19 protein-coding genes are annotated in these 16,520 nt (G+C 45.4%); all 19 read right to left on the reverse strand.

Features of this window, described 5'->3' with window-relative positions; translation table 11 throughout:
• Positions 1-8 precede the first annotated feature (8 nt).
• The gene (locus tag ICV36_RS07950) at positions 9-770 is read right to left on the reverse strand and encodes a flagellar basal body rod protein FlgF (protein WP_215400171.1); all 762 of its coding nucleotides are present in this window, start codon (positions 768-770) and stop codon (positions 9-11) included.
• 20 nt (positions 771-790) lie between these two features.
• Complete coding sequence (locus ICV36_RS07955; RefSeq protein WP_215400172.1) at positions 791-2,878, reverse strand: flagellar hook-basal body complex protein; 2,088 nt, start codon at positions 2,876-2,878, stop codon at positions 791-793.
• A gap of 59 nt (positions 2,879-2,937) precedes the next feature.
• On the reverse strand, positions 2,938-3,636 hold the full coding sequence (locus ICV36_RS07960; RefSeq protein WP_215400173.1) for a flagellar hook assembly protein FlgD: 699 nt from the start codon (positions 3,634-3,636) through the stop codon (positions 2,938-2,940).
• Positions 3,637-3,673: 37 nt separating this feature from the next.
• Positions 3,674-4,081, reverse strand: coding sequence for a flagellar basal body rod protein FlgC (gene flgC / locus ICV36_RS07965; RefSeq protein ID WP_215401609.1), 408 nt, complete (start codon positions 4,079-4,081; stop codon positions 3,674-3,676).
• Positions 4,075-4,491, reverse strand: a complete 417-nt coding sequence (flgB, locus tag ICV36_RS07970; RefSeq protein WP_215400174.1) for a flagellar basal body rod protein FlgB — start codon at positions 4,489-4,491, stop codon at positions 4,075-4,077. Before flgB ends, flgC begins: the two co-directional genes overlap by 7 nt.
• Positions 4,492-4,783: 292 nt before the next feature.
• Positions 4,784-5,854, reverse strand: a complete 1,071-nt coding sequence (locus ICV36_RS07975) for a carbonic anhydrase (protein WP_251374971.1) — start codon at positions 5,852-5,854, stop codon at positions 4,784-4,786.
• Between the two features lie 83 nt (positions 5,855-5,937).
• The gene (locus ICV36_RS07980; protein WP_215400175.1) at positions 5,938-6,597 is read right to left on the reverse strand and encodes a hypothetical protein; all 660 of its coding nucleotides are present in this window, start codon (positions 6,595-6,597) and stop codon (positions 5,938-5,940) included.
• Between the two features lie 103 nt (positions 6,598-6,700).
• On the reverse strand, positions 6,701-7,483 hold the full coding sequence (locus ICV36_RS07985) for a flagellar biosynthetic protein FliR (RefSeq protein WP_215400176.1): 783 nt from the start codon (positions 7,481-7,483) through the stop codon (positions 6,701-6,703).
• A 2-nt stretch (positions 7,484-7,485) separates the two neighbouring features.
• Positions 7,486-7,755, reverse strand: coding sequence for a flagellar biosynthetic protein FliQ (locus tag ICV36_RS07990; protein ID WP_215400177.1), 270 nt, complete (start codon positions 7,753-7,755; stop codon positions 7,486-7,488).
• Between the two features lie 5 nt (positions 7,756-7,760).
• Positions 7,761-8,507, reverse strand: a complete 747-nt coding sequence (gene fliP, locus ICV36_RS07995) for a flagellar type III secretion system pore protein FliP (RefSeq protein WP_251374974.1) — start codon at positions 8,505-8,507, stop codon at positions 7,761-7,763.
• Entirely contained in the window at positions 8,504-8,821 is a 318-nt protein-coding gene (gene fliO, locus ICV36_RS08000; RefSeq protein ID WP_215400178.1) for a flagellar biosynthetic protein FliO, read from the reverse strand. Before fliO ends, fliP begins: the two co-directional genes overlap by 4 nt.
• Positions 8,822-8,848: 27 nt before the next feature.
• Positions 8,849-9,226 (reverse strand): flagellar motor switch protein FliN, encoded by a 378-nt coding sequence (gene fliN / locus ICV36_RS08005; protein WP_215400179.1) that lies wholly within the window; start codon positions 9,224-9,226, stop codon positions 8,849-8,851.
• A gap of 40 nt (positions 9,227-9,266) precedes the next feature.
• A complete protein-coding gene (gene fliM, locus ICV36_RS08010) occupies positions 9,267-10,370 on the reverse strand; it encodes a flagellar motor switch protein FliM (RefSeq protein WP_215400180.1) in 1,104 nt (367 codons plus the stop codon).
• 33 nt (positions 10,371-10,403) lie between these two features.
• The gene (locus ICV36_RS08015) at positions 10,404-11,156 is read right to left on the reverse strand and encodes a flagellar basal body-associated FliL family protein (RefSeq protein ID WP_215400181.1); all 753 of its coding nucleotides are present in this window, start codon (positions 11,154-11,156) and stop codon (positions 10,404-10,406) included.
• Positions 11,157-11,188: 32 nt separating this feature from the next.
• The gene (locus ICV36_RS08020; RefSeq protein WP_215400182.1) at positions 11,189-12,760 is read right to left on the reverse strand and encodes a flagellar hook-length control protein FliK; all 1,572 of its coding nucleotides are present in this window, start codon (positions 12,758-12,760) and stop codon (positions 11,189-11,191) included.
• Between the two features lie 26 nt (positions 12,761-12,786).
• Complete coding sequence (locus ICV36_RS08025; RefSeq protein ID WP_215400183.1) at positions 12,787-13,233, reverse strand: flagellar export protein FliJ; 447 nt, start codon at positions 13,231-13,233, stop codon at positions 12,787-12,789.
• A gap of 16 nt (positions 13,234-13,249) precedes the next feature.
• Entirely contained in the window at positions 13,250-14,638 is a 1,389-nt protein-coding gene (locus tag ICV36_RS08030; protein ID WP_215400184.1) for a FliI/YscN family ATPase, read from the reverse strand.
• Entirely contained in the window at positions 14,635-15,429 is a 795-nt protein-coding gene (locus tag ICV36_RS08035; RefSeq protein ID WP_215400185.1) for a FliH/SctL family protein, read from the reverse strand. Before ICV36_RS08035 ends, ICV36_RS08030 begins: the two co-directional genes overlap by 4 nt.
• Entirely contained in the window at positions 15,416-16,513 is a 1,098-nt protein-coding gene (gene fliG / locus ICV36_RS08040; RefSeq protein ID WP_215400186.1) for a flagellar motor switch protein FliG, read from the reverse strand. Before fliG ends, ICV36_RS08035 begins: the two co-directional genes overlap by 14 nt.
• Positions 16,514-16,520: the final 7 nt, after the last annotated feature.

The raw sequence follows: 16,520 nt of genomic DNA on the forward strand, positions 1-16,520 counted from the left end.
ATTAATTATTAGGCGCGTGAAAGGGACAACAATGTCGTTGCTGATCGCGCATTCTGATCAGCAAAGGTAATAGACCTGGTATTTAGATCAAACATTCGACTTTGGTCAATCATTTGGACCATTGCTAATGCAGGGTTGTTATTGCTTAATTCAAATGCACCCTGCACAACTCTGACTTTAGGATCAGCAGCTGCTTGTTCACCCGGAATATCAAATAATCCATCAGCAGCCCTTACCAAGCTTTCCGTATTGGGATTGACTAGCTTTAACTTGCCAGCCTGATTAAGGTATTGGTTTCCTGGAATCTGGGTATATACAGCCCCATCCTCGGCTATTTGTACAGAAGCACCAACTGGGATCGTGATCGTACCGCCAGCACCAACGACAGGTATATCTTTCCCGAGCATGAGCATTCCTTGCTCATTGGTCATAAATTTACCTGCTCGTGTATACGCCTCTTGTCCATCCGGACGGCGCACTGCAAACATGCCATCGCCTTTAATGGCAACATCCAATGAATTGCCCGTCGTTTGAATTTGCCCTTGGTTGAAATTACTTCCAGGCGTTGTGTCAACAACAAATACTCTTGAGTCAGCACCATTGCCAGTAAATGGTTCGCCATCACCCTTTAGCGGAACCGCTCGAAACGCACTAATCACTTCACGGAACCCTGGCGTTAAGGCATTTGCCAGGTTATTCGACGTCACAGCCAACTGCTGCGTTGCAGAAGTTGCTCCTGTCATTGAGGTGTAGGCGTAGCGATTAATCATGATTACTTAGTTATCAGCCCTTATCGACCAATATTGATAGCATCATCAATTAAGGTTGCAGCCATGACTTTAGTAGCTTGAGATACTGCTGAATACTGACGTTGCAATACCATCAGTCTTACCAACTCTTCTGTTAAATCAACATTGGATTGCTCAACTGCTTTTGAGCGAATCGCACCTAATGTTCCATCACCCGGGAAACTTAGCAATGGATCACCCGAAGCAGATGACGCCTCATAGGTGTTATTACCATTTGGGATTAATCCCTCTAAATTATTAAAGTAAGCAAGTATTAGTTGACCCTTAACAACAGATTGTCCGTTGTCATACTGGGCAACTAACCTACCACTTGAATCCACATTGTATGAAGCTAGCTGAGCTGTAGCTGAGCCATCCTGTGTATTGGTATAGGTCTGACCAGCCGAGGAGTAAGCTGTACTTCCGTTTGCTTCAATCGTCAATTGAACTGCACCACCATTAAGGGTTTGTCCATATCCTGATCCGGTACCCCGTGAAGCATCAATTTGAAATCTTGTAGCAAACTGTGGGTTTCCAAAAGAGTCTTTTGATAATGAGTCGATGTTTTTGCCAGCCACAAATCCAACTACACCCAGAGCTTGTTGTTCAGCAACAGGAGAGCCTTCAATCAATACACTTGCTGCAGATGTACCACCTGTTACTGGGTTTAACACGCTAGTTAAATTGGTTACATTTCCGGTGGCTGTGGTGCTACTAAAAACCAAAGTAGATCCGCCTGGAGCTGTAGTGGTTAAAGTTGTCCAACCTGATGCCAGACCAGATGTAAATGTGCCGCCAGCTGGTGAATTTGCAGTATTTATAGTTGAAAAACTATCACCATTATGAATATTTTGAAAGGCTGCTGCCACTTGTGCTGAAGTTGCTCCAGACGCTCCTGCCGTAAATGTCAGACCAGCCATAGTCAGGCTTTGGCCAGCGCTCAAATCTTTGAATAATACCGATGCTGTTTCTCGAGATCCCAAACCTGCACTTGTGCCATCTGTTGTAGTAATCACAGGTGAGATTGACGGAGCATTGCTAGCATTTGCAGTAACTGGGTTGCCATCCATGGTTGCAAATACTTCGAAACGATCTACGTTAACCGTATATTGCGCTTTTACTGAACCTGTTCCAGCAACCGTTTGAGTCAATGTAAGATTAGTGCCATCTCTGAGACGCAAATTGTAGACTGTACCTACAGTGTTTGCTGCTCCGCTTATTGGCGTCAATGTTGCCTCATAAATTGACTCTGTGCTTGCTGTACCTGCTCCAAGTGCAACGGCTGTAGAGGCAATTTTATTGAATTGCTCACCTGGAGGTCTGTTGTAAGAATCTACTGTTGAAATACTTGGATCAATCGTTTGTGTGGGGCTAAAGGTAAAGTTAGTGCCAGCCGCGGTCCCAACAGCATCAGCACTAATTGTCAATAACTGAGAACTTACCTTTTTATAGAATACTGAAAGTGTGTGGGCGAAACCCTTATCGTCATAAACTGTTTGTGAGGTAGCTTGACTATAAGTTGTTGGATCTGTTGGTGAAAATACATTGCCAGTTTTTGGATCGACACGATCATCAAGATTGAGCTCTAGAGTTGAATTTCTAGTTGGAGTTTGCGCCAAAGGTTCGCGATCCAAAACTAATACAGACTTCGCACTAGAAATAATCGTTCCAGAGGCGTCAGCAGGATATCCAACCAAATACATTCCGTTCTCATTCACAATACGATTTTGGTTGTCTACAGCAAACTGGCCATTACGGGTAAATTGGAATTTAGTAGGGTTCTCAGTTGGAACGGTGCCGTCAACTTGCTTTGCCAACATAAACATACCAGGACCAGTAATCGCCATATCCAATGGGTTTTGAGAGTTGACTACAGTGCCATACCCACCAGTTCGACGAATACTCATACGGTAAGAACCCATACCAGCTCGATCTAGGGATTGCGGATCTTGCGCCTTAAAAAACTGGTCTGAAAATACATACTCTCCAGACTTATAACCAATTGTCTGCGCATTTGAGATGTTATTACTGGTTACGTCAATTGCTTCTGAGGCTGACTTTAAACCTGATAATCCAATTCCGTATCCCATTTTTATTTCCTTTGTCTAACTTTGTTCTGTTTATTTGCAACCATTGAATCAATATCAAATTAGCTGATCCACTGCTGCACTTCTGAGGAATTAATTGTTCTGCCATCTAAAAGATTCAAGATTGCATCTCCATTACTACCTTTACTTACCGAAGCTACCGGTGAAGCAACATACGCTGCTGGGCTTTCTGTAGCATTATCTGCGTTCTTGCCTGCAAGACTTAAGTAATACATCCCGGCAGAGACAGTATTACCATCAGAATCTCGGCCATTCCAAATGAAGTTGGTCATGCCGGCGTTGACATTACCAAGATCGACGCTATTGACCACATTTCCACTCGCATCAGTAATAGTCGCCACTACGGATTTCAATGGATTAATTGCATTTGCCCCAAGCATCACTTGGTTTGTGCCATCAAATGCAATTCCATTGCCAGCAACTACAGGGCTATGACCAATCAAAGCGGCTTGATTCATAAAGTTCACGCTTTGCATTTGCGCAAGCATGGCAGTCATTGAGGTATTCATATTGCTCATACTGCTGACCATGTTGAGCTGTGACATTTGCGATGTCATAGTCGATGCATCCATGGGTGCCATCGGGTCTTGATTCTGAATTTGAGCAATAAGCAATTTCAAGAAGTTTTGAGTTTGCTCAGTAGCTGAGCCACCTGGTGTTGAATTCGAGGTTGCATCAGCCGGCTTATTAGCCGTGGCTGGGTCGTAAACTCTGATTCCGCTTAATGGATTGGTTGCCATGATCTCCTCTTATCTCTTACTTTTCAGGCTCAACTATTTACTTACCTAAATCTAAAGTCTTTAACATCAACTGACGCGATACATTCATTGCTTCCACATTCATCTGATAGGAGCGTGATGCTGAAATCATGTTCACCATCTCCTCCACTGGATTCACGTTTGGCATTTCTACATAACCAGCAGCATTTGCTTTTGGGTGACCAGGTCGGTACTCAATCCGCAATGGGGAATTACTCTCAACAATCTTGCTCACCTCAACACCAGCACCAGGCTGCCCTGGCTTATAAACCGCACTAAATTCCACTTGACGAGCACGGTATGGGCGGCCATCGGGACCTGACACACTTTCTACGTTGGCAATATTGGAAGCGGTTGTATTTAATCGCAAAGATTGAGCCGTCAGCCCAGTAGAGCCAATATCAAATGCGCCTAATAAACTCATGATGCCTGTCCTGTGATGGCTGACATACGAGAACGAATGGTGCTGCCCAACATATTTAATGCGGACTCTGTAAATACAGAGTTCTTAGTAAATTCACTTAACTCAAAATCTCCATCTACCGTATTACCATCCATCGATGGTTGATTAGGAATGCGATAGAGCAAACGCGGATCTTCCTCAGGCACCCTGCCTGGAATATGCCCTGAATGGGTGGTAGCCAGACCAATCGCGTTAGATGGCGCAACACCCTCTAATTGAGCCTTCAGCACGTCAGCAAATCGAATATCCCGCGCTTTAAAGCCCGGGGTATCGGAATTTGCCAAATTGTTACCCAGCACTTGTTGACGAAAAGTCCGCAATTTAAATGCGGTTTCGCCAAATGTAAGTGGGTCGTACTGCGGCACTGCGTTCATTTAATCTCCTCCCTAATCGGGGACGATGACACCTGAGGGGAAAGTCCTCAGGTATGAATATGCAAAGACCGTGCCAATGTTGATTTTTAGGAAAAAGATAAGTGGTCGCTAACCTACCTGGACTTGAAAGTTCCGAAAGTTAAAACCGAAAATTAGATCAAAAACAATAAAAAAGCCCTATTTCTAGGGCATTTTTATTGTAGGCGGCAAATTTTGCCGTTCTTTGGTCGTATGAGCCTCTAATTTTTGGCAAATCCTGCCAAATGATGGCTAAGTCAAACTTGAAGGCTTATTAGCTGCCCCGAGTTTCCTTGATTAGGCGATCACCCTTAGGCTGCAGTGGACGTGCATTCATAGGATAAATGCGGTCAAAGTTCTTGACCTGCTCTTCACTGACGTAAATGGGGTTTTTCATCACAAACCAGAGAACATTTTCACTACAAGGCGGAGTAGTTAAAGAGCCCATGTATGTGAAATAGTTTCTATCTGCTGGCAACAACTGATTTACATCGATCATTACGCCAGGCATTTCAGTTTTACCCTTGATTAAAGGTATGTTATTCCAAAGCGTCTGAATCATGGGATTTTCTATGACGGCATCATCCCCAAACCATGATTTTCTAACTGAACTCGGTTTTTTGGTGCTCATCAATACACCAACCACTGCTAGGCTACCATCATGGTGCTGGTGCACCAAATGTGCCACCATGTCGGTACGCTCACCATTGATAGCCTCTTCACTTGGCTTATGGAAATGGAATTGAACCAGGCGATATTGGCGACCATCTACAAGTAAATTACTTCCCTCACCATAATTGACCATGATTGTGTGCCCGTTATCAACAATTGATAAGGGAGATGGTCTGTAGAGAAACTCCAAAGGGGCCAATTCTGCTTTAACAGCCCGATCGACATTAATGTTGATTGGAGACTGTGTTTTTCCTTTAGAGCATGCTAGATTATCTTTACTTAGATTGCCCCAGTTTTCAGGGCCGCCAGGACCATCCACATAAGACCAGTGCACGTCATGCGCATCTTTGTCAGCCGGCTTAACTGCCAGCTTCGCTGCTTTGGGTTTATCAGCGGGCTTTACTTCGCTTGGCGCTGCACCAGCCGGCAAATCACCAGTGCGGATAATAATATCTCCAGAGCCCTTGCTAATCTTTTCAAACAAGGCCTTGCTCATCTGATCATCATTGACTGCAGGAGCCGCCACTTTTGCTTTAGGTGTCGCTGGGGTTGCAGCTGCAGTTGGGGCGGGCGCCTCATGGGAATCACTGGATAGCGCATTACCCGTAATAAGTAAGCTCAAAAAGGCGGCAGCCATGCCGATAAAACGTGGAGATTGTGAGATTGTTTTCATAAGTTCGCTAACGGCTTTTGTGAAGATAGTGTTTATATTGCCATATAAATCAAGGCTTAAGCCAAATGAATGGGTATCTTTTTTTAATTTGAGGTGGCTTTTTTGGGTTTAGCTTTTTTTACCGGAACAGGAGTTGGCGCAGGACTTGGGTCCGTCAAACTTCCCCCAGGCAAAACATCAATGACTGGTGATCGACTACGCGAGAACATCCAGTCGCATTTCATGAGTCCAGCGGTATCCTGCTTACTTTCCAGTGGAGTTGATTGCTTTAACGCTACCTCTAGGGCTTCATCCGATGGCGGAGGCGTCAGGTCGTTACTAGTTGCCCATCTTAAAAAGCGTTGGTACCAGCCTTGCTTAGGCATTCTGCCAGGATCGGCATAAAAATTGGCGCTGCAGATTTGCAAGCGACGTTCAATTTCGCTGGCAGCCATGTAATAACCGTCCACCAAAATATTCGCCACACTTGTATTGCATCTCGCCCAAGCTGCCAACTCAATTTTGGATCCAGTTGTGCTTCCAGAGGGCTTTTCTGCAACCAATGCATTAATTTCGCAAATCATCCTTTTACCACGAATTTGCAATTTTTTACACACTTCTGCCCCATTTTCCGCATAAGGATTATTCGAAGTAGTGGCTGGAAACGGATACTTCATTTCACAATCATCTGGACCAGTAGGCGCTTGATCTAGGGAATTTTGATTGAGCTTATTCTTTTGCGCAGAACTAAGATTATCTTCCACAGAGGGACTTGAGGGGGCTTCAGAATAAACCTGAGCCTGTACTAAGGAACTAAAACTGATGGTCACAAGGGATAGGCTGACCATGAAAATATTGGATAAAGGTTTACTGAACATTAGGAGTCTCTAAGCCTTGGCGAATAAGTTGTAATGGATTTTCAAGAGATCGCTCCAAAACGATTTGTAAATCTGGAAGAATCATAAATATAACCAAGAATGCTAAAGGAATGCTAACAGCAAAGCCTACAGAGAATAAATTCATCTGCGGACTCGTTCTGCCCAAAAAGGCCTGGGTTAGGTTAAACATCATATAGACCAAAAGGATGGGCATTGAGAGAATGAGCCCCAAACGAAAGGATGCCGACACTAAATCCACAATCCCTTTTGAGGACCAAGTACTTGGCCAGGCACCAACGGGAATATTTTTAAAGCTTTGCAAAACGATGTCTATCAGTATCAAATGAATATTGAGTGAAAACGCTAGGGCAATCACGGTGAGGCCCAAAAATTGTCCGACCAAGCCTGAATCTAAGGTTGGATCGCGAAAATAGGTCGAGGCAAAACTAAATCCTGCCTGAAACGAGAGCACTTCAGCGGCAATGTCAACCACCATAAAACCAAGCCTGATGACAAAACCAATGAAAGCGCCAATCGCTAACTCTATGATGGATGCAAAAAAAGTAATGCTTCCTGGATTAGGTATCTGCTCACCGCCAACTAATGGCATTAGATAGAAGGCGAACGACAATGCTATCAATAAACGAAACTGCATCGGGAACGCCCTAAAAGCAAACATGGGAGTAGTTAAGAACATTCCAAACACCCGCAACGAAGCAAACATGAAGATTGCCATGTACTGCTCGATTTGTAGACCAGTTATGGTCAACATGATTAATTTACCAAACCCGGGATGCGGGCAAAAAGTTCTCTTATGTAGTCTATAAACAATGACAAACTCACTGGACCAATCAACAAAATCACTATTCCAAAAACAATTAGCTTGGGAACAAAGGCAACCGTTGATTCATTCACCGAGGTAGCAGCTTGCAAAATACCAATAATTAAACCTACTACTAAGAGCGCCATTAATATCGGACCCGCAAGAATGCCGGCCATGCGCAGAGCCTGAAATACTAAATCGAGGATAACTCCGCTTTCCATGACACCTAATTAATGTAACTTTGCACCAAAGAAGTTGAAAGTAAGGCCCAGCCATCAGCCAAAGCAAAAACAATCAACTTTAAAGGCAAAGAGAACATCATCGGCGACACCATCACCATACCGAGTGAAGTCAAAATACTAGCAACCGCAAAGTCAATCACCAGGAATGGCAAATAAATCACGAAACCTATTAGAAATCCCGTTTTAATTTCCGAAATAGCAAATGCTGGAATCAGGACTGTAAACGGTACATCTTCACGTGCTTCAATCTCCTTGCCATATAACTTGGCAAAAAGATTCAAATCATCCCGTCTCGTTTGCTTGAGCATAAATTCTTTGAGGGGTTTTGCACCCACTTCCACCGCCTGAGGAAAGCCCATTTTTCCAGCGGAATAGGGTTGATAGGCATTCTTATAAATCGACTCAAATACTGGGTTCATAATGAAGAGAGTCAGAAAGAAAGAAAGCCCAATCAATACGATATTGGGCGGCATAGTCGTCAAACCTAATGCCTGTCGTAGCAATGAGAAAACAATCAAAATACGTGTGAAGCTAGTCATTAATACTAGCGCTGCTGGCAAGAAGCTTAATGCTGTTAATGCCAGCACAGTTTCAACTGGTACAGCATAGATTGTGCCGCCACCGCCTTGTTTAGCAGTCACTAAAGGTAAAGTTTGACTCCATGCAAATAATGGAAACAGCCCGATGATGACTGTGATTGCAAATGACCACCAAAAGACTTTGCGTTTCAACCTAATTTCCTTTTGACAAATTGCCGTAAATTATTTGCAAAATCAACATTAGGACTTTGTGGCTTTAAGTTGGCCACATCTTCTGGCTCCAGCTCTGTAAGCAACGAAATTTGCGAAGGAGTATGCCCCACAACCAATATTCGATTGAGAACATTCACTACAATAATCCGCTCTCTAGGACCAAGAGCTTGCTGGGCCAAAATCTTGACATGTGGATTACTTGCCCGTATTGCGCTATCACGTTTAACTAGAAAGGCAACTACCCAAATGAGAGCTGCTGCAAGTGCAAGCCAAATAAATGAAAAGAGCAACATACCTCCGACCGAGGAGCCCATGTTCGATTAGCGATTGATCTTACGAAGTCGTTCAGCAGGAGTCACGATATCAGTTAAGCGAATACCGTAGCGATCATTAACAATAACCACTTCACCTTGAGCCACCAAGCACCCGTTAACAACAACTTCTAGAGGCTCGCCTGCTAAAATGTCCAACTCAATTACAGAACCATAAGTCAAATTGAGTAGGTTGCGAATTTGCATTTTTGCTCGACCCAGCTCAACAGTGACCTGAACTGGAACATCCATGACCAAATCAATCTCATTGAAATCGGCACCAGCTTTGGCGCCATCTTCCAAAGTATTAAAGGTTGCCTTCCGCAATGAACCAGATACGTCAGTGCTGGTAAGCGATTTCGCTAAATCATTGTCATTTTCAGCCATGGGGACTCTCTGTTTTGCCTTTTGTATGCGTGAATGCTATTTAAGCGTTAGGGCCATCTGGCATTACGCCATCTGCAACAGTATTCATTGTATCTCCAGACGCCATTGATGCCAGGTTTTCAGCATGACTTTGGGCGGCTTCAGGCAGTTGCTCATAAAGCTCACCCTTTTCAGCGCTGCGCATCATGCTTGGACCGAGGCGGGCACTCTCAAGCGGGCTCTTAAGGAACTCAGCAGGATGCTGAATTGTGCCCACTTTCACGGAATATCGACCATCCTTTGTGCCATATTGGCCCTTGATAACCGGTAAACCATCAACATAAACGGTTACGGGGTCATTGATCTCAATCGGAATAATATCCCCAACTGATAGAGAAGTTATTTCTCGTAATAGCATTTGCTTACGCGCCAAAACCGCTACCGCGGTAACCGGGGCCTCGTGAACTTGGTCATTCAAAAGATCGGTCCAGTGCTGGTCTGGCTCTGTAGCAAAACCCTGCATATTGTTGTACAAAATACTCTTGACGGGCTCTAAGACCCAAAATGGAATGCACAAATCGATATCGCCTGGACGACCATTAATTTCAATCGTGAATTTGGAATGTAATACCATTTCACCAGGCGATGTAATTTTGGCAAATCCAAAATTAGTTTCCTGGCGCATGAAGTCAAATTTAATTTCATAAACAGACTTCCAGGCTTTTTCATACTCATTCAAGAAAGCATCTACTAGACGGCGAATGATGCGCAATTCTGTAGCGGTGTATTCACGCAAGTTTAAGCGAGGGGCAAGGCGCCCCTCCCCGCCAAACATATTGTCAATAGCAATATATACAACTCCAGGATCGACAATCCAGCACCCAACGCCACGCAGTGGACGAATACCTACAATATTAATATTGGTGCGCTCAGGGAATTCATCTACAAACTTCTGATAGCTTTTTACAATCGGAAGATGCATTTGCACCTCGATCGGCGCACGAATCATATTAAAGAGGGTTAAGCGCACGGCACGACTGAAACGCTCATGAATGAGCTCCAGCGTCGGCATGCGGCGCCGAGCAATAATTTTCGATTTATCAAACATTGCACGCTGATCTTCAGCGTCAATATTCATCTCGACATTTATCTCATCTGCCGCCATGATTTCCTAAATGGACTTTCTAGGGAAGATTGGTTATTGCATTACAAACGAACTAAACAACACAGCTTGCACTGGCAAATCCATTTCGGTGACATTCCAAAATTCTGCAGCCGCCCTAGCAGCCTCTCCCGTGATCTTTTGCCCAGATGAAGTCTCTTTTGGCATAGCCCCAATACGCTCAAGATTCTGCATATCAGCGGTTCCAGGTTGCTGTTGCAAGACATAAATTGCGGTCAATTGTGGCGCGATAATGGAGTTAATCACTAATGCAATCTCGCGAGCCATCATTACCTTACCCTCAACGGTGGCCAATTCTTGCATTTGACGCGAAGACAAAACAGTAATGATCTTGTCGCGAATTACAGGCATGAAGTTTTTGATCTTGCCTTCGGTTGAAGAATCACTTGTTCGCAACACAATTTTGGTTTGCAAGTAATGCTCGCCACCACGACCTGGTAAATTGACCACCATTTCTTCAAGCGGTATGTAGATTGGAGGTACATTCTCTTTACGCTCTGTAAGTTGTTTCTTGAGAATATTTTCTGGTCGCTTTGCCTCTTCAGCGAGACGATGTTTTTCTTCAGCAGCATGTTGGCTATACATATAGCCACCAATACCACCTACAATGACAACCACTAGACCTATAATGGCAAAAAGTTTGACTTTACTCTTAGACTTGGGAGTGTCTTCAACGGCATCGTGTCCAACCGCAGGAGCGGGAGGGGCGGCCTGCGGGGCGGCTGCACTTGGATCTAAAGTTGGTTCGATGCGCTCTTCATCAGCCATTACTATTCCTCTTAACTTAATGCTCAATAATATCAAGCATACAGGTGAACTGCACTGCTATTTTCCCTATTATCACCTGAACCAATGGAATTGACCGAGACTACCGAGCTTAAGCCTTGCGTATTTGAAGAAATGCCGGTGTAACCTGGCTGACGACCGCCAAAAGATGCTTGATCACGCATATGCTGCGATTGAGTGCCCTGCCTCAAATCCAAAGAGAGGTTAAGGCCCATTTGGGCAAACTCATTTTTTAGGTTCTGACCGCCCTGATCCAAGCGTGACTTGGTGGCGTCACTAGCGCCCTCAACTATCAAATGCGCCTGACCAGCAGAGTTGATACGTAAATCAATGCGGATTGTTCCCTGCTCAGGGGGCGTTAACTCCAACATAATCCTGCCCCCTCCAGATTTGGCGGCACTCATGACTTCCGAATGCAAGGGTCCAGAAAGGAGTGAAACGTCTGAAGCCTTCAGCTCCAGTTTTTGCGCTGAGGCTGTAGGATTGCCATCTAGCCTTATGAGACCTCCATTGCTGTTTGCCGCACCTAACACATTGAAATCTGGCTGAGTAAGGTTATCTTGCGCGCTCAAATGGTCGACATGTGTGGATTTAACCGACTCATTTTGAGCCTTAGCCATTGCTGAGATTGCATCATCAATCAATGTGCCTGATTTTGGATTACGTGACTTATCGCTAATCGCATTTAAAGCAAGTGGGGTCTCTAATGTTTTTCCTTTTTGCAATTTCTCTGCGGAGCTAGTCATTGCGCCAGGCACAACCTGAGCTTTATTAGCCTCAGTCAAGTTTTGAATAGTAGTCGCTTTAGTGGGATCAACAGTGCCGGCCTGTAGGGTGGCATCACCCTGAACACCAAGCAATTTAATGCCAGATGCTTGATCGTTGCCTTGATTGATAAGGATGGTTAATTGAGTCTGAAGCTCAGGTGGAAGGCTAATGCCGTTTTTCTGAGCAAAAGCTTGAATCGCACTAGCAATCTGAGCAGGCGTTTGGTTATTAGTCTGATTCAAGAGGGAGTTTTGGGATTTTTGTACCGCACCACCTTGTATGGACTGCAGTAAGGCCGCTACCTGACTTTGCATCATGGCGTCCGGTGTTTGACCGCTAGCCTTCATTGCTTTAGTTAATGCCTGGCTAATGAGTGCTGCTTGCTTAGCATCAATTGGCTGACCTACCTGACCCATCAACGCCATTAAATCAGTATTCGAACCATTTGTACCAAGTGATGCCTGATTTGCGGCATTAAAGGTTTGAACTGCTGCATTTTGAGCGGCCAAGCTTTGAGCTGCTAGTTGAGCCATTAATAGCTGCAATGGTTCGGAATTTTTTGCAGGGTCTGATGAATTTTTGACTGAAGTAGGCAAATTTTGCCCCCTCAGTGCTCCTGGTAACGCATTTTGGCCTCCAAAACGATCAGAATCACGTCTAGCACTCAGACGTGCCATCTGCGTTTGGTCTAAAGCTGCCAAGAAAGCCTCAAATCCACCGGGCGTAGCAGAGCTGCCAGGCATAGAGCCAGGCTTAGCCATAGCGCTATTTACGCTATTAGCTGCTGCTTGCATCCGAATTTGACTTACTGTTGGCATAGCCTCTCCAAAAGGAACACTTCTTACTATGCATCTTTCGTGCCAGAATTGGCACTTAGCCTTCCAGCGTAGTTATCCTCAAACTGATTCATTTCTGCCTTGGCCTTCTTTAGCCTAGCTTCTTGGCGTTTTTTCTCGACCAATTTTGTCAGCCCACGCGTACGCATTCTTGCTTGGGTAGCGGTCATCAATGTCTCTTCGGAAGCTCTAGCAAGCCCTTGAATTTGACTATCCATCTCAACCGAGCTTTGAATTAACTTCTCTCTGAAAGCATTGACGTCCTGAATAAAAGCAATAGGCAAGCTTCCTGAAGTGGCCGCTAACATTTGCCCCTCATATTCTTTAGCGTACTCAAGCACTTGATTTTTAAAGGATTTTGTCTGATTTACTTGGCTGGCCGCCCTTTTTGCCCTAGCCATTGCTTGGTCCTCACGGATTTTTGCTAAGCGAAGTAATAGTTCGATGGCTGTCATTTCTAAACCGAAATAGTTATTGGACCATTGGTGGAGCTATCTCAAACAGCAGGTTCTCAGTCTGATCAATTGGAATCGCCACCTCTGCATCTTGTTGCAAAAACGCCTGTATTTTGGGCCAAGCTGCTAAAGCTGCATCCAAGTCTGGATCCGTACCGGCAATATATGCGCCCATTGAGACTAAGTCTCTGCCTCGCATATAACGACTATATAACTGCTTTAAACGACGGGCTGATAACAAATGCTCTTTTGAGACTACTTTGGGCATCACACGGGAGATGGACTTTTCAACGTCAATCGCTGGGTAATGGCCGCTATCAGCCAATTCCCTGGAGAGGAAAAAATGTCCATCTAGGATTCCTCTAGCCGTATCGGCTACTGGGTCATTCGTATCATCGCCCTCTAAAAGGACTGTGTAAAAGGCCGTAATGGATCCATTAGGGTTGGCACCATTACCAACACGCTCAACTAATTCGGGCATTCTGGCAAATACACTAGGGGGATAGCCGCGTGCCACCGGGGCCTCGCCCAAGCTCAAACCTATCTCTCGCAAAGACATGGCGTAGCGTGTTAATGAGTCAACAATTAACACCACATGCTTACCTTGGTCTCGAAACCAAATCGCTACATCTGTGGCATAGGATGCGCCTTTTGATCTCGCCAAAGGTGAGGCATCTGCAGGAGCTGCCACCACCACTGAACGCTTAAAGGACTCGGGACCTAAGGTGTCTTCACAAAATTCTCTGACTTCCCGGCCGCGCTCCCCGACAAGTCCAATCACAATCACATCGGCAACGCAATTACGCGCCAGCATTCCCAACAACACACTTTTGCCAACGCCAGAACCCGCAAAAATACCAACACGCTGGCCACGGCCAACGGTTAATAATCCATTCACCGCTTGAATACCGACATCCAAAGGCTCATGAATCGGTATTCTATCCAAAGGATTTAAAGTTCGTTGAATAATGGGTGTGAGTTGCTTCTCACCATAACCTTTACCATCAATCGGTCGGCCAAGACCATCGACAACGCGACCTAACAAATCCTCACCAATCGGTAATGGATCACCAATGCTATTTGAGGTGTATCCACTTCCCGAATTGAATGGCGTGTTTGTTGGATAAACCAGTGCCCCAGGAGAAATGCCATCCATCGCATCAATCGGCATGAGATACGTAATTGCCCCGTTAAAACCAATGCACTCAGCATCATAGGTTTTACCGCCGATCTCTGAAAGGATCATTGCGCCAGCGCCAATACTCATTGGCAATCCCTCTACTTCAAGCACAATGCCAGACACACGCTTTAGCTTTCCCTCGCGAATTGACAGCGGGGTCTCCAACAAATGCTGCTTGCGCATCTCTAACTGATTTGCCAATTCACCCGGCTGCAACTGACTCACTCGGGCTTTTCCTCATCATCCGAAGAGGGGGCATGATGAGACCCATCTTGGTCGGAATCATTAGATAAATTGGGATTGTCTTGATACCCCAAAGCTAGACCCTCTAACTCTTGCTCTTTACCTTCTCGATCTAATCCTAGTGCAGCGCGAACCAATGCAATGCGAGCCTGTTTGCCAACATCAATTCGTGCCCCACTGACTTCCACATATGCATGCCCTGGACCAATGTCCGCATCAACCAATATGGTGCAATTAAAAGGCAAACCAGGATCCTCAACAATTCTTCTCCAAACCTCTACCTCTTCTGCGTTGAGACGTAGATACAGATTTTCACCTGGACGCGGTAAACGCATTAATGCCTCTTGAACTGCAGCAACAAATGGCGCACGCTCCATGGAGGCATTTGCAGCCAAACGCGATGCTGTTTCATAAGTGAACTCAGTCAAGGGCTGAGCAATGGCTTCGGGCATACCCCTTAGCGCCTCAAGCAATTGACCAAGCGCATTTTGGAGTCGCCGAGTTTCGGTATCGGCATCGGCATAACCCTGCTCGTACCCCTCACGATATCCCGATTCTTTGCCTTCTTTGTATCCGGCATCACGACCCTCAATAAACCCTTGATGATTTCCTAGCTCGTATGCTTCTTTAAAAGCTTTCTCGCGAATCGCCTCTACCTCCTCAACTGTAGGGTAAAGGACTGTTGGAACCTTAGGAGGCTTTGGGGGCTTTGGAGGATCAAAGGAGGGTGGCTCCCACCTCGTCAGCAAAGAGTCCTCATCAGAGGAAGGCATCGGCTGACTTACCCCTTTCCATAATCATGCGGCCTTCTTCTGCCAAAGTACGTGCGATACGAATAACTTCTTTTTGCATCTCTTCGACTTCTTGCACCTTGACTGGTGGACGGGTCTCCAGGTCTTCGCGAACGCCATCGGCAGCACGCTTGGCCATATTCTTGAAGAGTTTTTCGCGCAATTTTGGGCTTGCCCCTTTGAGGGCCATAACCAAGGTTTCTTGCGGGACCTCCAGGAGCAAGGTTTGCAAAGAACGGTCTTCGATATCGTTGAAGTCCTCGAAGACGAACATCTTCTCCTGAATGGCATCTGCCAACTCAGCATTAAAGTCGTGAATCGTTTTAAGCGCCTGCTTATCAAGACCGCCAGAGAGCATATTCAGAATTTCAGCAGTAGGCACTACACCACCAACCGTGCTGCGACGGAAGTCGGCATCAGGACCAGCAGAACGTGACATGACTTCGTTCAATTCCTTCAATGCAGCAGGTTGGACTTTTTCTAACAAGGCAATACGCAAAATTAATTCATTACGCAAATCGTCTGGGAAGAGCTTTAAGACCGAAGCGGCTTGGCCAGGCTCCAAGAACACCATCACAGTTGCCACAATCTGCGGATGCTCACCCTTGATCATCTCATAGAGTACATCAGGCTCCATCCGTTTGAGCGTTTCAATGCCTGACATATCGAGTGTAGATTCCAAACGACCGAGCAAGTCTGAGGCACCTTCGGCACCCATCGCCTTAGTGAGCATGTTCTGCATGAAGTCATCTGTATCAAACGCCACATGAGAATTATTCTGAGTGACATCTTTAAATTGCCGCAGCACTTGTAAAACCAAATCACGACTCAAAGAGCGCACAACTGCCATTTTTCCGGAAAGTCTTTGCACCTCAAATGGCGTCATCGTACGCAAAACATTTGCAGCCGATTCAGCACCCACTGCCAATAGAACTACGGCAGCACGGGAAGCCCCATCCAGCTCTTCAAAGGTTAAAGCGCCAGTTTGAGTAGCGCTTTTGACGCCCTCTTTTAAGGCCTCTGCAATCGAGAGGCTTTTCGGTGCTGCTACTTCTTCATCAGCCATGTTTTCT

It is taken from the genome of Polynucleobacter sp. MWH-UH35A, assembly GCF_018687075.1.
In the GTDB taxonomy this organism is placed as follows: domain Bacteria; phylum Pseudomonadota; class Gammaproteobacteria; order Burkholderiales; family Burkholderiaceae; genus Polynucleobacter.